The sequence below is a fragment of the Deltaproteobacteria bacterium genome (assembly GCA_026129095.1).
Classification (GTDB): Bacteria; JAGRBM01; JAGRBM01; order JAGRBM01; family JAHCIT01; genus JAHCIT01.
Map to the genome: position 1 here is coordinate 441040 of JAHCIT010000001.1, position 23286 is coordinate 464325.

Consider the following 23286-nt stretch of genomic DNA (forward strand, 5'->3'; position numbering starts at 1 on the left):
GCCCGTGCCACCTTCACCGCCCTTTTTGCCGTCGCTTTGGCTTTCAGCCCACTTCAATCCCAAATGGTACCTCAGCCAGACGCCGAAGCGAAGGCTAAGGGGGAGCAGATATTCCGCCGGGGACAGAGGTGCTATGAGGAACTGAACTACAGTTGCGCGGAAACCAGCTTCCGCGAGGCGTTAAACTATTCCCGTGATCCACAATATCACGTTTTTCTGGCCTATACTTACGCGGCCACCGACCGCCAGCGGCTGGCCGTGGACGAATTCAAAAAGTCTCTGGAACTGAACCCTGACTTCACGGTAGACAGTGAAACCCAGTCGCCCAAAATTGTCCGGGCCTGGGAGCTCGCCCGCTCTGAAATCGAATCAGAAAAGGAAGCAGCCCGGCAAAGCGTCATCCGGAAAGGAACGGCTTTTCTGGATGAACTCTTTCGAGAAACGATTTCTACTGTCGCCAAGCCGTTTCTTCCGGAAAAACCCCAGGGGCTCATGTGGGGTGACGTGCCCCTGGCACGCAAAAGCCGGTATACCATCGCGGCCGGTTTCAACGTGCCGGTTGATGACCGGTATGCTGGCCGGAATGATGCCTTTGAGCCGGATATCGCACTTATGGGAGCCTATACCTATCACCCTGAAATTAATCATTTCGCTTTTGGCACGCGGGTGATTTATTCCCGCAACAAGCAACGGGACGCGACGGGGCCCGTATCGCTCGATATCGTCAGCGCCTCGGGGTTTCTGGAGCTGCATCATCCTGTTGAAGTATTCCTGCTTTTCGGCAGAGCAGAGGCAGGTGCTGTCTTTTCTGGAATCGACAATATACGGGACAAAACCGGCCTGCTGGCCGGGGGATCAGCGGGTGTTGCAGCCTTGGTCACCGACCGCGTATCGCTGGAAATTTCCACCACTTTTCAGGCCATGTTCGGAGCCGGTGTTCCCGGCCGGAATCCGAGTTATCGGGCACCATTCTTCTTTGGCCTGAACTACCTGTACTGAACATTGCGACGGAACAGAGGCTTGCCCTCTACGCATTTCACAACGAGACTGTCAGCTCTGCGGCCTTAGTGAAAGGAAGCCTTATCCCATGCGTCAGGTCTGGATAACCAAAGCCGGAGAACCGGAAGTATTGAAAGTTAGAGAGGCTACCGATCCTGAACCCAAGGCCGGGGAAATCCGAATCCGAGTAGAAGCGGCTGGCATCAATTTCGCCGATATCATGGGAAGAATGGGAATGTACCCGGACCTTCCGGGCATTCCCATCGTTGTTGGCTATGAGGTCGCCGGCAAGGTGGACATGGCAGGAGAAGGCGTGGACAGGGGATGGATCGGCAAGAATGTGTTCGCCATGACCCGTTTCGGTGGCTATTCGGACATGGTATGCGTTCCGGAGCGCCAGGTATTTGCTCGACCCGCTGCCATGAGCGCCCTAGAGGGAGCTGCCTTTCCGGTTGTCTATTTCACTGCATGGCAGCTCATTGTTGTAATGGGCGCCCTCAAGAAGGGCGAAACCATCCTGATTCATTCAGCTGGTGGAGGTGTTGGCATCGCCGCCATACAGATCGCCCGCCACATCGGGGCGACCATTATCGGCACGGCCTCCAAGGGAAAACATGACTATCTGAAAACCATCGGCGTGCATCACTGCATCGACTACCGGACCGAGGACTTTGAAAAGCGTGTCAGGGAAATCACAAATGGCCGTGGAGTTGAGCTTATTATCGATGCCGTTGGTGGTGATTCGTTCAAGAAGGGATTCCGCATACTTGCCCCCACCGGACGACTCGGTATGTTCGGAATGTCAGAAGCTGCCACGGGAAAGACCCGGAGCATTATCGACCTGCTCAAGATGGTCGCAGGCATGCCGTGGCTCCAGATCAATCCAGTAACTTTGATGAATGAGAACAAGGCGGCTTTCGGTGTCAACATGGGACATATGTGGGGCGAGGTCGAGCGGCTCAGGAACTGGGGCGAGGAAATGCTTGTCCTTTATGAGCGCGGAATCCTGAAACCGGTTGTAGACAAGACTTTTAGTTTTGCTGATGCACCGAAAGCGCACCATTACATCCAGGACCGGAAAAATACGGGCAAAGTGCTTCTGGTGCCCTGACCGGTCAGTTAATCCTGAACAGCGACTTGGCGTAACAGATCAAGACTGTCCAGAGACAGACCGGCGCCCCGTGCGACGCAGGTAAGCGGATCATCGGCAATAATGACCGGGAGGCCTGTCTCTTCGATAAGAAGCTGGTCCAGACCCTGAATAAGTGCGCCCCCGCCAGCAAGTACAATACCCTTGTCCACCACATCGGCGGCCAGTTCCGGCGGCGTGCGTTCAAGGGCGATCTTCACCGCTTCCACAATCGCATGCACAGGTTCAGAAATCGCCTCACGCGCTTCATCCGAATTGATGGTAAGCGTCTTTGGTATGCCGGCAAGCAGATCCCGGCCGCGCACATCCATGTCACGAGAGGGCTCGGACCGGTACGCATTTCCGATCTTGATCTTGATCATTTCGGCCGTTGCTTCACCAATCAGCAGATTGTACTTGCGCTTGATGTACTGGAGAATCGCTTCATCTATCTTGTCTCCCGCAACACGCACTGACCGGCTATAAACAATTCCTCCCAGAGAGATCACGGCGACTTCGGTGGTCCCACCACCAATATCGACAATCATGTTGCCGCTGGGCTCAGTCACCGGAAGTCCAGCCCCGATAGCAGCCGCCATGGGCTCTTCCATGAGAAACACCTCACGGGCTCCGGCGTGAATGGCCGATTCACGAACCGCGCGTTTTTCCACCTGTGTAACGCCGCTCGGGATACAGATAACAATGCGTGGAGCAACCAAGGTCGTGCGCTGGTTGTGTGCCTTCTTGATGAAGTAGTCGAGCATCTTCTCGGCCACCTGAAAATCGGCAATAACGCCTTCCTTCATCGGCCGGATCGCCTGAATATTCCCAGGAGTGCGGCCGAGCATGTTCTTGGCTTCGCGGCCCACAGCCAGCACATCGTATCGCCCCTGCGCATTGCGCTGGACAGCCACGACCGAAGGTTCGTTTACAATGACACCCTTGCCCTTGACGAACACCAGCGTATTCGCCGTACCGAGATCAATGGCAATATCGTCACTGAACAGACTGTAAATCCGGTCGAAAAAACCCACGTTATCAATCCAGCCTTCGTGCCCGATTTTTCCGGACTACTTCAATCTTTAGAGCCCCGCGCCCTCAAGGGCAAACCGGCTATCCCGGCACTACGCGGAGTGCCTGTTCCAGATCGTCAATCAGATCCTGCGTATCCTCGACGCCCACGGCATAGCGGACAAGCTGGTCGGAAATACCAACTGCCTGCCGTTCCTCAGTCGAGAGCTCATAAAAGCTCATCAATGAGGGTTGCTCGACAAGACTCTCCGTGCCACCCAGTGATGGTGCGATATAGGGAATCTGGCAGGCATCGATGAACCTGGATATCTGCTCCAGACTGGCCTTCACCTCGAATGACACCACACCACCAAAGCCTTTCATTTGTGCAGCTGCAACCTTGTGGTTGTGATGGCTTTCCAGCCCCGGATAGTAAACCTGGGCTATCTTGGGATGCTTTTCCAGATAACGGGCAATAGCCAGAGCCGATTCGTTCTGGCGGACCATACGGAGCGGGAAGGTCTTGAGCCCCCGGATCAGCAGATAGGCTGCCTGTGGATCTGGCACACCACCCATGACGCCCTGGAATTTCCGGATACCATCCACGAAATCACGCTTTCCGCAGATGACTCCGGCAAGCAGGTCGTTATGCCCACCCAGATATTTCGTGGCTGAGTGCATAACCAGATCGACCCCGTAGTCGAGCGGGGTCTGGTTCAGCGGCGTGGCGAATGTAGAATCAATAATCACCTTGATCCGGTGGCGGCGGGCGATATCCACCACCTTGGGCAGATCAATAACGTTCATGTAGGGATTGGTCGGTGACTCTGAGAATAGCAGCTTAGTCTTCGGTGTAATGGCCTTTTCCAGTGCCTCATAGTCACGGGGATCAACAACCGAGGTCTCTACACCGAACTTCGCCAATGTCTGCAGACAGAACTGCCGGGTACGCCGGTAAGAATCAGCTGTCAGGATCATGTGGTCGCCGCTCTTAAGCAGGGCCAGAAGCGTGGATGTCACGGCGTTCATGCCGGAAGCAAACAAAAGCGCGTCTTCAGCGTGGTCGAGCGCAGCGAGCTTCATTTCCGCAGTACGGGTCGTGGGGTTGCCGTACCGGCCATATTCCATCCGGTCGAGCTTGCCTTCCATATAGTCACACAGCTCCTGCGTGTTTTCGAACACGTAGGTCGAAGCATGATAAACCGCTGTTGAAATCGAGTGAGCCGCTTTCTTGCGCGGCTCGCCGCCATGAACAGCAAGCGTAGAAATTCCTGGTTTCTTGTCACTCATATTGATGCTCATTATCCCCGGCAAAGAACGAACTGGACGGATCAGGTTCCCGACGCTCCCCTGGCCGGACGGGTAAAACCCAACCGGTCGCGGATGGCGTTGCGGACCAATTCAGCATTGTTGGGAAGCTCGACCGGCCGGTTTGCGTACCGGGACAGCACGCCATCTATCTGGCTGCGATGGTAATCCACCTTGAACTCCGTGAACTTGAGTCCATGAGCAGTCGAAATCACTACCACGCGATCCTTGGGCTTGATCTCACCACGTTCGACCAGCTTGATGAATGCAGAAAGCGCCACCCCCGTATGGGGACAATTAAAAGTACCAGTCAGGTCCACCCGGGCAGCAGCATTGGCCAGTTCGTCTTCCGATGCTTCCTCCACCACACCACCGAATTTCTTGAGCGCCCTGACCGCACGTTTGTAGGATACCGGGTTACCAATGCGGATAGCCGATGCCAGCGTCGGCTTGGCCGTCATTGGTTCAAAATGCTCGAAGCCCGTCTGATACGCCCGGTACAAGGGGTTCGCGTTCTGCGCCTGTGCACAGCAAATACGGGGCATCCGCTCTATAAGGCCCAGCTCTTTGGCCATCTCCAGCCCCCGAGCGAGTGCGCTCACATTGCCCAGGTTTCCGCCCGGAATGATGATCCAGTCCGGCACTTCCCAGTCGAACTGCTGGAGAATTTCAATGCCAACCGTCTTTTGCCCCTCGATACGAAGCGAATTCATCGAATTGGCAAGATAGATATTCTCTTCAATGCAGAGTTTCTGCACCAGATCCATGCAACCATCAAAATCGGTATCGATAGCCAGAACCAGAGCCCCATTAGCCACGGGCTGTATAAGTTGTGCAAGGGAGACCTTGTTGTTGGGCAGAAACACAATGCTTCTGATACCCGCAGCGGCCGCATAAGCGGCCAATGCTGCCGAGGTGTCTCCCGTCGAAGCGCATGCCACAGCCGGGATATCGACGCCCCGATGGATCATTTCCTTCACCGCGGAAACCAGCGACGTCATGCCGAGATCCTTGAACGACCCCGTGTGCGAAACCCCGCACTGCTTGATCCACAAGTCCGGGACACCGATCTCCCGGCCAAACCGGTCTGCCCAGAAGAGGTTCGAGTTCCCCTCGAACATCGATACGACATTGTCGTTGCGAACGAGCGGGTTGACCCACTCTTTCTTGCCCCAGACTCCGGACCCATATGGCCAGCTCGACCGGGCCTGTCGCGATTCAAACAGGGTCCGCCATTCAGGTCCGGTTTTATAGCTGCGGAGCCGCTCCATGTCGTGCTCGACATCAAGCAATCCGTTGCACTTCCGGCAGCGGTATATCACCTCGTCCAGCAGCGGATACTGGGATCTGCAATCAATGCACTGGTACCAGGCACGAAGATCTTTTTCGGTTGCAGGCATTTCTGGCTGTTCCAAAGCCGCCAAAGCGGCCTGCGGACGCTATCACGTAGAACCTGCGGTGCAAGCGCGGGATGATCCCGCCCCGTTCATGGCAACGTAAAGACGCTCGCCTCAACCTTCACTTTATGGGCGAGCTTGACCGCACTCTTGTCGGATGCGGTTCCCAGCCCTGATGGCACTTCTACAGCCGGTAGCTTCACGCTCGGTTCAATTTCAACAGGCCCTTCCTGACCTTCGGCAAGCTGGAGAGCCCAACAGCCATCGTGCGTGGAATCCATTGCCAGCGACTGCGAAAAGAACGAATAGCGTGGACCGTGGCGGTCCAGCAGGGAGGCGTGGCCTTCCTTCCAGTGGCCATGCCGGGCGGTTTCACCAGTGGCGGGATTAAAGATGTACTGGCAGCCCTGTGCATCCTCGGGATCAAGATCGGCAGCCTTGGCCTGGGTGATATCCTCGGAAGTGACTATAAACTCCCTCCGGATCCACCGGTGACGCGGCGTGCGACGAGGAGCAAGCTTGGTCCCTTCTACCAGCACCTGCCCAACACGCAGATCAAGATCGTAACAGCGGCCAGCCGTCAGCAGCCACGATTCCGATGTCCAGGTCTTATCCGGGTGGGCAATGTTGACGCCGAAGATCACCTTCGTTTCCTGGTGAAAAGTATAAAATGCGGCCCGGAGCTCATCCTGAAACAGCTGAAAGTCGCCGGACCTGAGTCCGACAAATCCGCCGGGGAACAGGAAATATTCCGGCATGAAGCCAAGCCGGCGGGCCATGCTCAGCACAATGGCCGACAGAATGAATGTCTGTCCGCGAACGGCCCCCTGGCTTGCGGGGGTAGATGCGACAGTCTGCCGCTCACCAAAGGCACCATCCGAAAGATCGAGGCCTTGGGCCATACCACGGGAAATCGTGGTAGTTTCAGCGCGACCGGTAACGCAGCAAATGTTCATGGTGTATTCAACCCTCTGTTAATGAATGACGGGTGCAGGAAAGAGCCCGATTCGTCCCGCCCGGAACACCGGGGGAGGTTGGCTAACACCCTCCATGAGGGAGGGTCAATAGGCGCTAACGCGAAGACCCCCAAACACCGAAACGGGCTAATCCGCTGGAATGCCTCCAGCCCCATTAAATTCCGTCATCAGATGCTATTTTTCAGGGGAATCTGGTGACTCTGCGGCTATCTGAGCCGCTGTGCTTGATCCAGCAACCGGAGATCTGGGCTGCGCGTCCTTGGCGTCACCACCCAAATTCACCCGTTCTTTCAGCTCCTTACCGACCTTGAAGAACGGGAGCCGCTTGTTCGCAACGCTTATGGCTTCGCCGGTTTTGGGATTACGGCCCGTATAGGCACCATAGTACCGGTTTTCGAACGAACCAAAGCCGCGAATCTCAATACGCTCGTTATTCTTGAGCGCCTCGACCATCTGATCGAAGATGAGATTGACGACCTTTTCCGCCTTGATCAGCGGCAGGTTGTGCCTTTCGGCCAGTGCCTGGATGAGCTCTGACTTATTCATTACACCAAATACCTAATTATCTTGTAATTATCCTAGGTTACGGAGACCTGTCAAGCGGACTTTTTATTGCCCGGTTTCTCAAATATCCAGAATGACTAAAGAAACCCGGGAAAATGGCTCCAGAAGCTCAAAAAGCCGCAAATTCCTGAATTTACAGGGAGTTGGCCTGATCCGAACCCTACATCAGAACATCCGGATACATTTCGGCCTCAATCCGGAAGAATACGGAATTCGACACGCCGGTTACGGGCACGCTTAAGCTCCGTATCGTCCGGAACTACCAGCGGAACGCTTTCTCCATAACCGACAGCCGTGAGGCGGCCCTGCTCGATTCCGCCCCGCTCGATCAGCCAGTTACGTACCGAATCCGCCCGGGCCTGGGAAAGTTTCCGGTTTACCGCATCAGAACCGCGGGTATCAGTATGGCCGCCGATCTCTACCCGGAGCTTGGGGTTTTCGCGCAGCATCTCGGCCACTTCACTCAAGATCGGGAAGGACTGCTCAAGTATCGCCGCCTTTCCGGTCACGAACAGGATCATTTGCCCGATCTCCAGCCGGTCATCTTTCACTTCGACCATCCGTTTACGTTCAATAACCGGCTTCTTCTTCAGGACGAAGTCGTGAACCAGTATCTGATCCGCCACAAGCCCGAACTTGAAGGTTTCATCAAAGTAACCGACGGCCGATGCGGTAGCTGAGTACTGTCCCGGCGAGAAAGTGAACCGGAAGGCTCCTATGCCAGCCTCGGTTTCGGTCCGTTCAGAACGGCCATCCATACGAACTACACCCGCAACCAGATTTCCGTCTTCATCGCGCACAGTACCCTGGAAAACTGCCATTTCCGGCGGTGCTTCCTTCGGACGCTGCAGGAGACATTCAGTCAAGGTTGTCTGTCCGGCGATGACTTCGACCGTTACCCGACCGGGCATCGGATATCCCTGGTAATGACACTCGACCTCGACCGGCCCAGCCTCAAATTCATAGCTTGTGAACGCACCCGTATCCTTGTCGGTGATCTGGTCGGTCAGACCACGGTCGGGATAGCGGACCATGGCCCGTCCAATCGGCTCGAACGTATCCTTGTCGCGCACATACCCAGCGATCTTGCCTTTGGTAACCGCAATGATCTGCCGCTCTTGCGGTTCAATCAGCGGTATGGGAGGCGGAGGCGGTTCAGGCAGTCCGAGGTAAGCTACCTGGAGAATAAGATTCCAGTCCGGATCAATGGCTATCTGCGGGTTGGGATTCTGCACCAAGGCGAATTCGCTCCCGACAGAAGCCACAAACTGCTTGGTCGGATAAAACCGAACGCCCAGTCCAAGCCGTTGCGGCGACTGCCCGAAATTGAAACCGGGTGGGCCGCCAGTAATGCCATCCATCCCCCACTCGAGGAAGAACGTAAGGTAGCGACGAATCACATACTCGCCACCCAGGCGAATCGGTATCAGGTTGGAATCAGGGCGATGCAATGCGAACCGGAGAATAGTGTTGGTCGGGTCAGCTCGCGGATCAGGATTGCCACCAGGAGTAGTCGCCGGCAGAAAGGTGCGGGTGCCCTTGTATCCGTTCCACTGGTATCCGAGGTTCAGGTGAAACCGGAGAGGCAGATTTCGCTGGGTCGGGTCAATATCGCTGGGTGCCGCGACATCCCATGTTCCACCCACACTGACTTCATAGGATGTCTGTCCGAATTTGAGTCCGATGTTATTCACTTCGGACGGTACCTGCATGAACAGCCCCAGATAGCCTGAAAAGTCGCGTTTGTGATCCTCATTTGGATTGGTGAACGAAAGCTTGAGACCAGCATTCATGCCTGTAATCTGGACCAGCCGGATCTTGTCTGGGTCCACAAAAGTGGGGTTGGCACCTGTTACGGTTACACCGGACCACAAGGGCGCGACCGTAACTTCCAAACCTACGCCATAGTCTTCCCAGTCGACCGGTTCCCAGTAAGGGACCCAAGAGACGTGAAACGTGCTTGTAAGGCGCTTGGTCTTCGAGTCCGAAAGCAAAAAGCCGTCGGCGACGAATATCTCCGTGGCGAGACCCAGCGTAAATGTATCACGGGGCATGATTTCAGAAGAATGAGTCCGAAAGAGGCCGACCGATCCCGATATGTCGGGTGCTAGCGGGCGACGCTGGTTCTGTGCATAAACCGTAGAAGCAGACACTGGAAGCAGCAGGAAGAACAGCGCAAGCCATGCCGCCGCAGCAAGCTCCCGCTTTCCACTGATCCCGCACCAGTTAACGGTGGGCCTGATGGTTTGGTTCTGGTTATGCACCCGCGTCAGAAATCCCACCCAATATGCCCGGGGTGCTTCACCGAAGTAAAAGCTCTTGATACGCTTCAACCGGCGAACCCTCGGACCCGTTGCTCCCGATATCGAGCGACAACCTTAGGTTGCCCTATGGCGGAAGTCAGATACCACTATTAATACCCTTAAACTCTAGGAGCCGGGAAAAGCTCCGGGCAACGAAAAACTTGTAAATGCAGGTAGTTATGTTGCAGCTACAAATGCCGGGAATCAGTCGCAAGCCGCACATCATGACGCTGCGCGTTAGCTTGACGTGATCAATATTGCCGAGATAAACTGGGCCGCAGCAAACGCTGCGCCCCGGAAATAGCACAACCGGAAACTGCGCTATTCTGCCGCAGTTCCGCTTTCATCCACCGGGACCGCATCTGCCGCCCCTGTATCCCCAGCCGGGGCGGCCTCAGTCGAAGCCCCGGCCGCACCTTCCAGAAGCCGTGCCACTTCGGCCCGTGCTCCTTCCGTGTGAATACTGATGTCAGTCATCGACCGGGCTTCCAGAACCACAAATACCGCAAAAATCCCCAAGAACAGCACTGGCGCGGCCGCAATGGCTGCCAGTTTTCTGGGCTCCCACTTGAGATGCATGTATATCCTGGCAACCAGATAGGCCTTCAGCGCGGCCATCCCGACAAGCGAAATCACCATAATGGCGCCACGCATGTAAATGGCTGCAGCCACTTCAGCGATTGTCAGTACAAACAGGGCGCCCCATATGGCCATGTAAGTCTGGGTGTAATCATGGGCCTCTGCATGCTGCTGGGTTGCGGATTCAGACACGGTATTTTCTCCCTGGAATGGTGGTTCGCCGGAACATTCAGATGAGGTAGACAAACGTGAAAACGAGAATCCAGACGAGATCAACGAAGTGCCAAAAAAGGCCTGCCACTTCAACCGCCTGGTAGTTGTCTTCGGTAAACTTGCCACTCATCGCACGAAGCGTAATGACGATCAGGTATACAACACCGGAAAATACGTGCATCCCATGGAACCCCGTCAGGGCATAGAAGGTCGAACCAAAGAGATGATTCGTCAGCGTAATGCCCTCACCAATCAGATGTGCGTACTCATAAACCTGGCACCCCAGGAAAAAGATTCCGCCGCCCACAGTAACCCATAGCCAGCGCACAAGCCCCGCCTGATCACCCCGCTGGATGGCGGCGATCGAGAGCACCATCGAGACGCTTGAGCAGATCAGGATGAACGTCATGATGGAAGTAAGCGTAATGCCGAGAACATAGTGCGGAATCGGCCAGTTGAACTTGAGGGCACTCCAGTTGGCAGTCTCGGTGAAAAATTCAGCGCCCAGAGCCTCGGGCAGCGGAATATGGGTATAGCGGATCAGAAAATAAGCACCGATCAGGCCGCCGAACCACATGGCATCCGAGCCTAGATACAGCCACATTCCCATCTTGAGGTTACGGACCGGCGCAAATCGTTCAAACTGCTCGCCCGGAACCTTTGCCACACCTGCTGACATTATCTTCTTCCCCTCGCCGGAAAAACGTATAAAAACCGGCCGGTCTAACCCGCACCTGAGCTACCGCCGGATGCCCCTAGCTACAACGGGAACAGCCACAGGGCAAGAGGGGGTTCTACCTATGGCATAACTGATGTTTCGGCGAGATCCAGCGCTCCTGGATCGGTCACATAAACATTCACCAGTTGGCCCGGCAAAGGTGTCTCCTCATTCTCGCCAATCACAATAAGCCCATTGGACCGGGCCAGCGCCGACACCACAGCCGACGACTGGATGCCCGCTGAACTGACAACCAGTCCACTGCCCTCGCGGGAAACTACCGCCCGGAGAAAGTAGGTTATACCGGGTTTGGTCTTTACTGTTCCGTCGAGTTTCGCCTGAACGAGGGGTGGAAACACCACTCTCTCTCCTTTCATCCGGCGGATCGCCGGGCGAGCGTACATTTCGTAACAAACCAGACAGGAAACCGGGTTACCCGGAAGGCCAAAAAACGGCTTGCTGGCCGCTCCCCCCTTGAGCCAGCCAAAAGTCATCGGGGCACCGGGGCGCTGTTTCACTTTCCAGAAATCCAGTTCCAGTCCTGCCTGTGTGAGCGCGTCGTGGACAAGGTCATAATCACCCACGGACACTCCAGCCGTGGAAACTACCACATCCACCGAGTCCCTGAGCTCAAGCACCCGGTCCCGAATTTTTTCCAGCTGGTCAGGAATAATTCCGCCGTAGGTCACCTCGCTGCCCTCGGCTTCAAGTGCGGCTTTCAGGGCCCAGGCGTTCGAATTGACAGTTTTCCAGCCGCCCGTGTCCGCGTCAGGTTCCACCAGTTCATCACCAGTGGAAATGATTGCCACCTTGGGACGGCGGTGAACCTTTACGAAAGTACGGCCCAAGAGCGCCAGCAGAGCCACTGAACCAGATGCAATCCTGTGTCCAGCTGGGAACACCAGATCGCCAGGCTTTATATCTTCACCGGACCGGCGAACATTTTCCCCCGGCCTGGGTGACTGCCGGAACCGGGGGTTTCCGCCAGAAACCTCGACATTTTCCTGTATGACCACCGCATCGGCGCCTTCGGGAAAAATGCCGCCGGTGAATATCCGATGCGTCTCTCCAGCTTCCAGTCTTTTTTGCGGCATTACGCCAGCGGGAATTTCGGCGGTGAGACGAAGCGCGACAGGGTTCGTCTCACTGGCTCCAGCAAGATCGGCCGTTCGCACTGCATATCCATCCATAGCTGAATTGTCCTGCGGCGGAATTGTGCGAGTCGAGTAAACCGGTTCGTAGAGAATACGGCCGCCGGCAGAACCCAGCTGAACTGTCTCCCCCGGCAATGGCTTCACCTGGGATACAATCCGGTTCTGCGCTTCGCCTACATGCAAACGCCCATCAGCCATATCGAAAATCCCCCTTTGCTCATCGTCTTAACCATGAGACCCTGTTTCCTGGTTTCGCAAGTGGCCCGAAAGGGCAGCACCGGATAATCTAAGGCCGCTGCCACCTGTCAGGGAGACAGCAGGACGGATCCATTTATGACCATGAGCATCCATGATTTTTTCCGCGGACGAGATGTGAATATCCGCGAACTGTCGGACTATATCGAGCGCCTTCCATCCACGATCCGGATTGAAGAGGCATGTTCCCTTTCCGGTGACGAGCAGTCCGCGCTGTGGGAAGTTTCAGCGGGTTTTCGACCGGTAACCATCGAGGATTTCGTACCGGCTTCGGTCCCCGCCATGACACAGGTGATTCATCACGGAAAAAATTCGCTGCCTATGTTCAGCCGGTTCCAGAAACGGTTCTGCCGGCCAGATGAACCCGGCTCCACCGAACTATGGGGCTATAACCACCAGGCCATGGCACCATTTACCGGACCTGGATATTTTGTCACACGCGATGCTCCGGCAGGTGAGGTCGTCATCGATTACCTTAGGGTGCCGCCGAGGAAACCCCACGGTTGGCCAAAGATTATGCCCAATTCGGCACGGCTCTCGCGGTTTATCTACTACCTCACGCAGGATTTCATGCGCGGAGTGTCCACTCACGTCACCATCGGACGGGCCACCCGCAAGGGAAAGCCCATGGATAACTGGTTCGTGCTCTGCCGTGAAGACTGATTCCCGTGATTCAGTGCACTGACGTTTCCAGGTAATCCGCCAGTATTCGAACGCCCCAGCCAGTCGCACCACGCGGGTGATATCTCGACGGCCCCGATAGCCATGCGGTTCCCGCGATATCGCAATGAGCCCATGGGGTCTTGGGGTCCACAAACTCTCTCAGAAATGCCGCTGCTGTCAGCGTGCCCGCGTCTGGGCCGCCGGTATTTTTTAGATCGGCAATCTTGCTCTTTACGAGATCCAGGTAGTCCTGATGAAATGGCAAACGCCACAAAAGGTCGCCCGTACGTGAAGCTGACTCCAGCAGGGATGCGGACAGTTTGTCGTCATTGGAGATCAGCCCCGCGAAGGTGTGGCCGAGCGATACCACGCAGGCACCAGTAAGCGTTGCCAGATCAATGATCGCCCGTGGCTTGTATTTTTTCGCGTAGTCCAGCGCATCAATCAGGAGCATACGGCCTTCGGCATCGGTATTCAGGACCTCGACCGTTTTCCCGCTCCGGCTTGTGATAATATCTCCCGGCCGATAGGCACGGCCCGACGGCATGTTCTCGGTGCAGGGAGCGAGGCCGATGACGTTTACCTTCGGACTCAGCTCTTTCAGGGCCGCGAACAGCCCGATTACGGCGGCCGCGCCGGACATGTCATGTTTCATTTCGTCCATCTTGGCGACCGGTTTGAGCGATATTCCGCCCGTATCGAAGGTTACACCCTTGCCCACCACGACAACCGGAGCCTTCGAAGAAGCCGTTCCGCGATATTGCAAAACAATGAACCGGCACGGTTCCTCGGCACCTTGGGCCACTGCCAGGAACGCACCCATTTTCTCCTTGCGGATCTCGGCCGGGCCGAAAATTTTCACGGTGATCTGGCGTGATCCAGACGCCGTCTTTCGCGCCTGGTCGGCAAGGTGCGATGGCGTTGCGTAGTTGGCCGGCAGATTGGAAAGATCGCGTGCAAGACATGTGGCGCGGGCCAGCACCTCGCCGCGCTTCAGGCCACCTGCGAACCGGGCGGACTGTTTCATTCCCTCCGGAATCACCCCAATACGGGCTGGCAGCTTGCCGCTCGCTCCATTCGACTCCTGGCTGCTCGTACTCTTGCGAAACCGGTCAAACCGGTATCCGCCCAAAACAAGACCTTCGGCCGCTGCCTGTGCAAAATCCTGTTCGTCAGCGCCCTTCGGGGGCTTCACCGCAACCGCCACGGTGAGTGATTTCGCCTTGCTGTCGGCGGCCCGGTTACCGACCCGCGAAAGTGCCAGACGCACACTGTCCAGCGTAAAGTTTTTCTCTGTTCCAAGACCGACCAGAAGGACCTGTCCGATATGATCACTACCCGAGTCGACCAGATGGATCTGCTCCCCCGCCTTGGCCTTGAACTTCTGCCGTTTCCCGGCGCGTATGAGCGAAGCCGAAAGCCCCACAGGAAGCCCCCTGAACGGCTTTAAGCCGCCCTTATCCGGCGTATCCGAAACGACAATTGCCAACAGGTCGGTTTTCAGGGCGGGCGAAAGTGTTTTCTGCACGTCAAACCGGGTCACAAATGGTCTCCTTAAATCAAGGCGGCACAGCCTACCTCAAGAGTCCCCGACGCTAAGGTGCTGTCGCTATAACCGGGCACCCCGAGCGGTTCAATGGGGCAGGAAAGCGCTTCCATCGAGGAAATTCCCCGGATTCATATTTTTCTTGACACAACGCGGCCCGGTAGCAGTAAGCTCCCGCCCCGGTGGGAACCGGCCTGGCTGAAGACCGGTTTTTCAAGGTGAGGGCGTTTTCTGACAGCACTTGACACATCGCAACGGCGCAAGCTTGAGGAGTCCATCATCCGGATGGCCTCCAAAGGTGTTCTCAAATCCCGGGAATTTGGCCGTAAGCTGGACGGTCTCACCCGGGAATACGGCAAGCAGGCGTATTCTGAACTGTTCCGTGTACTGGCGCATGTTGATCTGAAACCGGCGGTAGCCGAAAGCCACTGGCGAGAGGTAGTCGCCCACCAGAAAGATATGGCCACCCGGATGGGGCGGCCAGTCGATCTGCGTGTGGCCATGCTTGACCATTTCCTTACTATCCGGCGCAAGCTCAAGAATCCGACAATCCTCGAGTTCCGCGTTTATCAGGCAACCGAGCGGTCATCTATCCAGGATGAACTGACCGGGCTGTACAACTATCGCTACTTCAACAATGCCCTCGACCGGGAATTCAGGCGCTCCACCCGATATGGCGGCGTCCTGTCGGTACTCATTTTCGACATAGACAACTTCAAGCTTTACAACGACCAGAACGGTCACGTGGCAGGCAATGCCGTTCTTTACAAGATAGCGAAAATCATGAAGACCAAGGTGCGTGATGTGGACACCCTTGCCCGCTACGGCGGCGAGGAGTTTGCCATCATCCTTCCTGAAACCACCAAGCAGGGAGCGATGATGGTGGCTGAACGCATCCGTCATGCCATTGAAGCGGCGGCATTTCCATTCTCGGCGAAAATGCCAGGCGGGAAACTCACCGTATCAGGTGGCCTTGCCACCAGTCCGTTCGATGCCCGCACAGCGACAGCCTTGCTGGAAAATGCCGACCGCGCCCTCTACCTCGCCAAGGGCGAAGGGAAAAACTGCGTCCGGACGTTCATAACTGAAACCCGGTCGTTCACCCGTGTCCCCGCAAAAGTACTCGGCCAGTTCCGGCTCTTGTCGCACCACACAGGAATTATCGCTACCAAGAACCTGTCCAAAAATGGCCTGCTGTTCGAGTCGAAAGCGCCCATGCCAATCGGATCAATCATCGAACTGGGCATCCGCCTTACCCAGCGCAAGAGCATCAGGCTCAAGGCCAGTGTGGTCCGTGTGGAAAGTGCGGGAGAAAACCGGTTCGATATCGGAGTTATCATCACCCGGATTAGCGCTGCCGACCGCAAGGCGCTCGACCATTTTATCGATTCCCGGGTTCCGGATTCAGAATAGACAACATTCGCCACAACGGCTTGCCAGCCGGTGCGGGCGCGTCTACAGGTGCCGCCCATGCTTGATCTGAAACGCATTCGCAAGGATCCCGCCGCCGTTAAAGCCCAGCTTTCCCGGCGACGGCCCGATCTGGACGGAGCCATCGACGAACTGCTGGGCGTTGATGAACAGGCCCGTACTGCCATTCAGGCATTTGAAACGCTGCAGGCAAGGCGAAAGCAGCTTTCGGAGCAGATCGGGCGCAAGAAAAAGGCGAATGAGGACACGTCAACTACTGAAGCCGAAGTCCGGGAACTGGCGGAAACAATCAGGATCACTGAACAAAAGCGCGAGGAACTGGACCGAAGCGTCGAGTCGAAGCTGCTGAACATTCCGAATGCGCCACATGAATCGGTTCCTGTGGGCGACGATTCAAGCGACAATCCGGTTGTGCACACGCACGGCACGGTTCCCAGTTTCAATTTTACTCCCAAAGATCATGTGGAGCTCGGAGAAAAACTCGCCATACTGGATTTCGAACGGGCGGCAAAGATCGCCGGAGCCCGGTTCAGCGTGCTCATAGGCAAAGGTGCCCAGCTTGAGCGGGCACTCGCCCAGTTCATGCTGGACGTACATTCAAGAGAGCACGGCTACACCGAGTGCTCACCGCCGTTGCTGGTGGAGCCGCATTCTGCACTGGGAACCGGCCAGCTTCCCAAGTTCCGTGAGGACATGTTTGCTGTCAGGCTGGCTGATGGCGCGGAAAAATTCCTGATCCCCACGGCCGAAGTTCCGGTGACTAACCTGCACCGGGAAGAAATCCTGCCGGAAGAATCGCTGCCGAAACGGTACGTGGCACATACGCCCTGCTTCCGCAGCGAAGCCGGTTCCTATGGCAAGGACACCCGGGGACTTATCCGGCAGCACCAGTTCTACAAGGTGGAACTGGTCCAGTTTGTCCATCCATCGGCGAGCTATGAAGTACTGGAACAGCTGACTGCACATGCAGAGAAAATCCTGGACCTACTGGAACTCCCCTATCGTCGCGTAACGCTCTGCACAGGGGATCTCGGCTTTTCATCTGCGAAAACCTACGATCTAGAAGTCTGGCTGCCTTCCCAAAAAGCGTACCGCGAGATTTCATCCTGTTCGAACTTCGAGGATTTTCAGGCCCGGCGGACCCAGATCCGGTTCAAGCCAAAGGGTGGCGGCAAGCCAGAATTCGTCCACACATTGAATGGTTCCGGACTCGCTGTAGGCCGGACCTGGCTCGCACTGCTGGAAAACCACCAGCGCGAGGACGGAACAGTCGCCATTCCAAGACCACTCCAACCGTACATGGGCGGGTTGACGGAACTGAGGCCATAGGGCCGGGGCTCGCCAGGAAGCTGCCATGGCCCGACATGATCTCGTCTCCACCCACGACCCGCTCTCACCGCTGACTCCAGGAGGCCACGTGCGTGCGCCTGTTAGGCTTGTTCTGCATGAGCCTGAAATCCCACAAAACACAGGCTCCATAGCGCGGCTGTGCGCCGCCACCCGGACAGCACTGCACGTCGTTGAGCCAGCAGCATTCGATCTGTCCAGCAGCAAGCTGAAAAGGGCGGGGCTTGATTACTGGCCTCATGTGGAGATGTTCGCCCATGGCAGCTGGAGCGAACTCGAAGCACTCATCAACCGTACGGGTGGCCGCATTGTTGTCACGAGCAAGAAAACCGGTGTCTCTTACGCGGAGTATGACTTCGAAGCCGGCGACTGGATTGTGATGGGTAAGGAAACCAAGGGGCTTCCTGACCATATGCTCAGCCGCTACCAGGAACAGGCTGTCAGGATTCCGATTTATGCGGAGAACGTCCGGTCCCTGAATCTCGCCAATGCGGCCAGTATCATTTTATACGAGGCTCTCCGCAAAACTGGCGGATTGCCGGGCTGACCCAGAGTCCGGGTGTTTTTGCCGTGAATACGGTACGCTAGTCACCGGTGAAAGAAACCAAGGACAAACCCGAAGCGGGACTTTCCGTCCGGACCGTCGGCCATTTCGCTCACGACCGGTGGTTGATGGCAGTGTTATCTCTTGTCTACTGGGGTCTCGTGCTCACTGTCTGGGGCAGGACTGGAGATGTCGCCACAGATGCATTCAATGATCTTACCACCGTATTCCGGTGGGAATCGGGCCAGAAGCTTTATGAGGAAATCCAGTGGCTACATGGTCCCATGCCACCCATTCTGGTGCGCACCGTTCGTCTCATATGGGGCCGGACTGTAGAGAGCTATCTTCTCCTGTGTGCTCTATTCGCCTGGGCCGAGTGGATATTCGCCTGGCATCTTATCCGGCGCCATGCCGGGCCAACTGCATCGGCAATGACTGTTCTGATAATCTGGGCATTTTTCACCTTCGAACCGGATGTGTTCGCACGGCTTCTGCCGGTAAACTTCTCATCGCTGGCGGCATCAGTATTCGTTCTGGCCCTGCTGAATCTGCTCGATTCAGACTGGATCCGCCAACATCGCACTGGCCCGACAATGGCGGCGGCCGCTGTCGCCCTGATACTTCTCACAAAAGTCGAGTTCGGGCTTGCGGCATGGGCCGCCTTGCTTGCAGCGGTCTCCTTGCGTCCAGAACCCGGAAGGGTGGCAGGTATGGCCGTGGTATTACTATTCCCAGCAGCGGCTTACCTTCTCACCTGCGCGATATTCCCCTCTTTCTGGGAAATCGCCAGCCCCGCAAAAGTAGCAGGCAACGAATTTGGCCGACTCTATCTTCAGTATGGCGGCTCAATCACGAATCTTAAGACCGCGCTCCATTTCCTGATGATCGTGGCCGGGTCAACGGTAGTGTTTTTTGGCTTTACGGGATCGGTACTAGCACTTGCAGCAGGCCACTGGAAACGGTCGGCTGCTATCGTCGCGATCGCAGCAGCAATTATCACTCTCCTGTTTTCCATCGACTGGCTGGGTATTGGTCTTACAACGAGCGAGCGTCTCCGCTGGCATCTCAGTTTGGCTTTCCTCATCCCCGGCCTGCTCTGGGGCATTATCCAGACGGCACGGGATTCCGGGCACCGTCATGAGCTGCCCCTGATATTATGTGCTCTACTCTTGCTCTCACGGACACCGAACCAGCTACTTCCCGCCCGGTACGGGGCTTTCTATCTCCTGCCGGCACTTGTGCTGGCAATTTCCTGGCTTGCAGCACTAACAAAGAGGCTGGCCAGCCGGAACACAATCCGGGCGTCAGGGATAGTGCTGTTCGCCCTGATGATACCCGCCGGATTTCATGCTGCCACCAGCATTGAACGCTTCAGGGCCAAGCGTTACCCGCTACCGGAATCTGCGGGCGCCCTCCGCACCTATGATTTCCGGACCATGGTGATTGGGCCAGCCATCGCGTATCTCCGGGGAAACCTGAAAGCCGGCGAGAAGATTGCTGTCGTTCCCAACGAGCCGGTGCTTTACTATGCCACCGGCGCACTACCCGCTTGGCCGGACCACAACTATATTGGCCACCTAGTACGCGGTGATGACGAACAGGCTCTGGCTGAACTGGCGTTTTCAGAATCGAGATTCATCGTCATGTCAAACCGGCCGTATGCCGAGTTCGATAATGGGCGTGCGGGTTCCGGTTTTGCGAACTACCTTGGAGCAGAACTCCCACACCGTGCCCGGAAGGTGGCGGAGTTTTCTACGGCACCGGGCGCGAAAGATGCCCCACAAGGCAAGGTGGAAAATTTCTACCGGATTCGAATATGGGAGGTCCTGCCGACAAGACCTGCTGAAGCCAGCGAACGCCCCTAGAACATCCGGGCTCCCGCATCCTGACGGCCACGGACTCCCTCTTCACGCACTTCCACCAGTTCACCAATAAAGCGGAGCACTTCTTCTATATCGCGGGCGAAGAACCTGGCCTTGGACTGCTCATTCTTTCCTACATGAACCGTTGTGGCGAAACTGCCAAGAGCAGCAAATACCGGTTCATCGGTCTGGTCGTCCCCGAAATAAATGCAGATATCGCCCTGGACATTGAACCCTACACGACGAAGTGCGGCGACTGCAGCGGTTCCCTTGTCATGACCCGTTTCCTGGACGATCCCAATGGAAGACTTGGATCGTTCGATCCGCAGCATGGCGGCACGGCCGCCTATAATTTCTCCAAGCCTTGTGCGATCAGATTCCCGCGTAAGTCCATACACGCGAACAAATCCACCCAGACGTTCGATCTTTACGCCTTTCATTCGTGAAACAGCTTTTTTCAGATCGGAATGCACCTGATCGAGCAAAACCGAACCATGTGTCAGTTCGATATGCATGGGAAGCCCGACCGGCGGAGCGTACTCCAGCCCGAGACTCCCGCAGAGATGCACATTCACCCCGGCAAACAGCTTTGCCAGTTCGGTAAGCGGGCGCTCGCTGACAATCCCGGCATAGGTCTGCTTGAGCGCAACCAGATCGGCAAAGTTCTGCCGCGTGGATGACTTCAGCTTTGCCGCTGGTCCATCAAATTTTGCGGGGACCAGTGTTCCATCCAGGTCAACCAGAAGAAAAAACTTCTGTGCCCAGCGAGCACGGTTAAAGATTACTTTCTTGGCTAGGCGGAGCTGCTCCATCTGGTTCATTTGCTGGCGAACCGTGACCAAGTGCCTGCCAGCTTCGACGTCCCCCGCTTCGTCCGGATTCACCCTGAGGAAAAAGGTATGCCGGGTTCCGGAAAATTTAAGACCTGCAAAACCGTTTGTTAAAAATACCGCTTTCTCCGACCCCGGTCAACTATTTGAAATTACAGGTATTTAGCCGCGCATGAAAGCTTCTTTGAGGGCTCTAGCTGCTTTGGAAGCTCCTTAGTTACCACTTTTCGGTGCCATATTCGTATTTTTTTGCGGACTTCTGACCTCTGTCAGTGGATTTGGTCCACTTTCGACTGATGCTCACGTCACGAAAGGGGGCCGCCGCCAAATCGAAAAGAAAAGCCCGGCAACGCAAAGCCCACGCGGAGCGGTAACGGTCTTAACCAAAACAAGGACGCGGTCCCAGGGAGAAGACAAATGAAACTGGAAAAGCTCGCATTCGGTCTGGTGGTCAAGGCGGAACCGCATCACTCAATCCGCAAGGTGGCAGGGCTTATGTCAGCCCGGAACGTGGGATCGGTCGTCATCACCGCCCGCAACAAGGTGCTGGGTATCGTTACCGACCGTGATATCGCTGGCTGGGTTGCAGGCGGCGGCAAGAGCGCCGACAGCACTCATATCGGGGAGATCATGACGAAGTTCCCGCTGGTCGCCTCTGTCGATGATGAACTGGAGCCGACTCTCGACAAGATGGCCAAGAAGGGCGTTCACCGTATCCCGATCATCACCCGCAAGGGCGATGTGGCAGGTGTGCTTTCCACCGATGATGCCCTCGTGCTGGTATCGAGGTATCTCGCCGACATAGCCGCGATCGTTGAGAAGCCTCGCGGCAAGAAGAAATAGAGAAAAGCCCTTTTCCTTCCGGTACGCCCGGAGAAGGTGCCTTCTTCCGCTAACGGAGAAGGTGCCTTCCTTTGGTGTGTCTGTCTCCAATCCATGATAGAAATGCCCGGAGCCATGGAGGTGAATAATGCCCGCATGGTGGCACATGCTTGTTATCCTGTCGGTCGCACTATGGATTGGCCCGCTCGTCTTTTTCAGTTTTCTGGTTGCTCCGACCGTGTTCCAGTCCCTGGATATGGAACAGGCTGCCAAATTCATGCGTATGATGTTTCCGCGCTACTATGCTTTCCAAGTAGTGGTTGCAGTAGCCCTGACGGGTTTTGTGGCGGTGGCCGCGGGAACGGGTAAAGCCGAGACTGTTTTTCACACGGGCCGGGGAGCCGTCGTTCCTGTCTTTATCGGTTTCCTTTGTGCCATGCTGGGAAAGCGCTGGCTAACCCCACGGGTGAACGAAGCCCGGGACCTCCGGGCAGCAGCAAAGCCGGATACTCCCGAGTTCGCTGAGGCTAAAAAGCAATTCAGTAGATATCACCGTATCTCAGTGCAAGTTAACCTGCTCGCCATATTATCGGCGATCACGTTTACCGTCTTCTATGCACTGGCCAGTGCGCCCCGGATGTTCGGACCGGCAGGACTGGGGCCATCTCCCTGACCCTGCCCCTTTTGACTTCCCAGTCCGGAGAAGCCAAGAACGGCCCGCCGCAAGGCTCTGTAGGAGCCAGATGGCCCAATCCAGCGCCGCCATGGGGCGGCGGAGCCTCTCGCAAGGGCTTTTAACGGAAGGCGGGTGATTTATCTTGATCGAAGTACGCGACGACGAGCCATTCGAAACCGCACTCCGCCGCTTCAAAAAGCAGTTTGAAAAGGCAGGACTGTTCGCCGAAATCAAGAAACGTGAGTACTACGAGAAGCCTTCCGTAAAGCACAAGAAGAAGGCCGCTTCCGCCAGAAAACGTGCGTTAAAGAAAGCCGCCAAGGCAAACCGCTAGTATTCCATATTGCCATAAAGGCGCGGCACCTTTTCCAGGGCCGCGCCTTTGTTTTTCTATCCCAAGGACAGTCAGACTCCCTGTCATGGAACTGATTTACATTACCACCATTACCCATGATCTCCGCGAACTTTCAGCGGCAACCCGTTGGGGGAGAGTGACGGTCCATTACAGCGATGACGCCATCCACGCCTGCAGCTTCGATTCAAAGGCCGACACCTGGCGTCCACCTGCCAATGGCAGTCTTACTGGCACACCGCTCCATGTGCGGCGTTTTCTTGACGAATGGGACCGGTTCGACAAACTTCGCACGTTCAGCGGGCGGTTCGTAGCTGCTGGGACACGTTTCCAGCACAAGGTCTGGAAAACCTTGAGGGAAATCCCCTTCGGTGAAACGAACACTTACGGTGGGGTGGCGCGCCGAATCGGCCGACCGGATGCGGCCCGTGCGGTGGGCATGGGCTGCAATCGTAATCCCCTGCCCCTTCTCATTCCATGTCACCGTGTCATCGGAAGCAACGGATCCCTCACTGGCTTTGCTGGTGGACTCGATGTGAAAGAACGGTTACTCGCGATGGAGAGTTCCCTTCTGCCGTTGGCCACGAATGTTGTAAATGGATAAAA

General features: G+C 56.2%; 22 protein-coding genes. 11 read left to right on the top strand and 11 right to left on the bottom strand.

What is annotated here, in order from left to right; genetic code table 11:
* Window positions 1-63 precede the first annotated feature (63 nt).
* Together KIT79_01945 and KIT79_01950 are read left to right on the top strand one after the other, a co-directional pair.
* The gene (locus KIT79_01945; protein ID MCW5828054.1) at window positions 64-999 is read left to right on the top strand and encodes a hypothetical protein; all 936 of its coding nucleotides are present in this window, start codon (window positions 64-66) and stop codon (window positions 997-999) included.
* Between the two features lie 88 nt (window positions 1000-1087).
* Window positions 1088-2110, top strand: coding sequence for a zinc-binding dehydrogenase (locus KIT79_01950; protein ID MCW5828055.1), 1023 nt, complete (start codon window positions 1088-1090; stop codon window positions 2108-2110).
* Window positions 2111-2118: 8 nt separating this feature from the next.
* Here KIT79_01950 and KIT79_01955 read toward each other — a convergent pair whose 3' ends face one another.
* The 9 genes from KIT79_01955 to KIT79_01995 form a co-directional block, all read right to left on the bottom strand.
* Entirely contained in the window at window positions 2119-3135 is a 1017-nt protein-coding gene (locus KIT79_01955; protein ID MCW5828056.1) for a rod shape-determining protein, read from the bottom strand.
* Window positions 3136-3241: 106 nt separating this feature from the next.
* Window positions 3242-4441, bottom strand: a complete 1200-nt coding sequence (locus tag KIT79_01960) for an aminotransferase class I/II-fold pyridoxal phosphate-dependent enzyme (protein ID MCW5828057.1) — start codon at window positions 4439-4441, stop codon at window positions 3242-3244.
* 29 nt (window positions 4442-4470) lie between these two features.
* Entirely contained in the window at window positions 4471-5847 is a 1377-nt protein-coding gene (gene thrC / locus KIT79_01965) for a threonine synthase (protein ID MCW5828058.1), read from the bottom strand.
* 86 nt (window positions 5848-5933) lie between these two features.
* Window positions 5934-6746 (bottom strand): hypothetical protein, encoded by an 813-nt coding sequence (locus KIT79_01970; GenBank protein ID MCW5828059.1) that lies wholly within the window; start codon window positions 6744-6746, stop codon window positions 5934-5936.
* Window positions 6747-6995: 249 nt separating this feature from the next.
* On the bottom strand, window positions 6996-7367 hold the full coding sequence (locus KIT79_01975; GenBank protein ID MCW5828060.1) for an integration host factor subunit beta: 372 nt from the start codon (window positions 7365-7367) through the stop codon (window positions 6996-6998).
* A 209-nt stretch (window positions 7368-7576) separates the two neighbouring features.
* Window positions 7577-9439, bottom strand: coding sequence for an OmpA family protein (locus KIT79_01980; GenBank protein ID MCW5828061.1), 1863 nt, complete (start codon window positions 9437-9439; stop codon window positions 7577-7579).
* A gap of 570 nt (window positions 9440-10009) precedes the next feature.
* Window positions 10010-10459, bottom strand: coding sequence for a cytochrome C oxidase subunit IV family protein (locus tag KIT79_01985; GenBank protein ID MCW5828062.1), 450 nt, complete (start codon window positions 10457-10459; stop codon window positions 10010-10012).
* A gap of 37 nt (window positions 10460-10496) precedes the next feature.
* Window positions 10497-11159: a heme-copper oxidase subunit III gene (locus KIT79_01990; protein MCW5828063.1), complete on the bottom strand. Its 663-nt coding sequence runs from the start codon at window positions 11157-11159 to the stop codon at window positions 10497-10499.
* A 119-nt stretch (window positions 11160-11278) separates the two neighbouring features.
* Window positions 11279-12550 carry a molybdopterin molybdotransferase MoeA gene (locus KIT79_01995; protein ID MCW5828064.1) on the bottom strand — a complete coding sequence of 424 codons (1272 nt, stop codon included), beginning with the start codon at window positions 12548-12550 and terminating at the stop codon, window positions 11279-11281.
* Window positions 12551-12691: 141 nt separating this feature from the next.
* Here KIT79_01995 and KIT79_02000 point away from each other — a divergent pair, with 141 nt between their 5' ends.
* A complete protein-coding gene (locus KIT79_02000) occupies window positions 12692-13270 on the top strand; it encodes a hypothetical protein (GenBank protein MCW5828065.1) in 579 nt (192 codons plus the stop codon).
* Window positions 13271-13280: 10 nt separating this feature from the next.
* On the opposite strand, the gene KIT79_02005 is transcribed toward KIT79_02000, so the two are convergent.
* Window positions 13281-14813, bottom strand: coding sequence for a leucyl aminopeptidase (locus KIT79_02005; protein MCW5828066.1), 1533 nt, complete (start codon window positions 14811-14813; stop codon window positions 13281-13283).
* A gap of 288 nt (window positions 14814-15101) precedes the next feature.
* Between KIT79_02005 and KIT79_02010 the strand changes: the two genes are divergently transcribed.
* From KIT79_02010 to KIT79_02025, 4 genes are read left to right on the top strand one after another with little or no spacing between them, the layout of a single operon-like run.
* The gene (locus KIT79_02010; GenBank protein MCW5828067.1) at window positions 15102-16229 is read left to right on the top strand and encodes a diguanylate cyclase; all 1128 of its coding nucleotides are present in this window, start codon (window positions 15102-15104) and stop codon (window positions 16227-16229) included.
* Window positions 16230-16286: 57 nt separating this feature from the next.
* Window positions 16287-17576: a serine--tRNA ligase gene (gene serS / locus KIT79_02015; protein ID MCW5828068.1), complete on the top strand. Its 1290-nt coding sequence runs from the start codon at window positions 16287-16289 to the stop codon at window positions 17574-17576.
* 25 nt (window positions 17577-17601) lie between these two features.
* Complete coding sequence (locus KIT79_02020) at window positions 17602-18141, top strand: tRNA (cytidine(34)-2'-O)-methyltransferase (protein MCW5828069.1); 540 nt, start codon at window positions 17602-17604, stop codon at window positions 18139-18141.
* A 47-nt stretch (window positions 18142-18188) separates the two neighbouring features.
* Window positions 18189-20003 carry a hypothetical protein gene (locus KIT79_02025; GenBank protein ID MCW5828070.1) on the top strand — a complete coding sequence of 605 codons (1815 nt, stop codon included), beginning with the start codon at window positions 18189-18191 and terminating at the stop codon, window positions 20001-20003.
* Here KIT79_02025 and KIT79_02030 read toward each other — a convergent pair.
* Entirely contained in the window at window positions 20000-20821 is an 822-nt protein-coding gene (locus KIT79_02030) for a hypothetical protein (GenBank protein ID MCW5828071.1), read from the bottom strand. The genes KIT79_02025 and KIT79_02030 overlap by 4 nt on opposite strands.
* 426 nt (window positions 20822-21247) lie before the next feature.
* Between KIT79_02030 and KIT79_02035 the strand changes: the two genes are divergently transcribed.
* The 4 genes from KIT79_02035 (at window position 21248) to KIT79_02050 (ending at window position 23284) form a co-directional block, all read left to right on the top strand.
* Window positions 21248-21673 (top strand): CBS domain-containing protein, encoded by a 426-nt coding sequence (locus KIT79_02035; GenBank protein ID MCW5828072.1) that lies wholly within the window; start codon window positions 21248-21250, stop codon window positions 21671-21673.
* A 127-nt stretch (window positions 21674-21800) separates the two neighbouring features.
* Window positions 21801-22325, top strand: a complete 525-nt coding sequence (locus KIT79_02040; protein MCW5828073.1) for a DUF4149 domain-containing protein — start codon at window positions 21801-21803, stop codon at window positions 22323-22325.
* Between the two features lie 142 nt (window positions 22326-22467).
* Window positions 22468-22662, top strand: coding sequence for a 30S ribosomal protein S21 (gene rpsU, locus KIT79_02045; protein MCW5828074.1), 195 nt, complete (start codon window positions 22468-22470; stop codon window positions 22660-22662).
* An 85-nt stretch (window positions 22663-22747) separates the two neighbouring features.
* Window positions 22748-23284, top strand: a complete 537-nt coding sequence (locus KIT79_02050; protein MCW5828075.1) for a methylated-DNA--[protein]-cysteine S-methyltransferase — start codon at window positions 22748-22750, stop codon at window positions 23282-23284.
* Window positions 23285-23286: the final 2 nt, after the last annotated feature.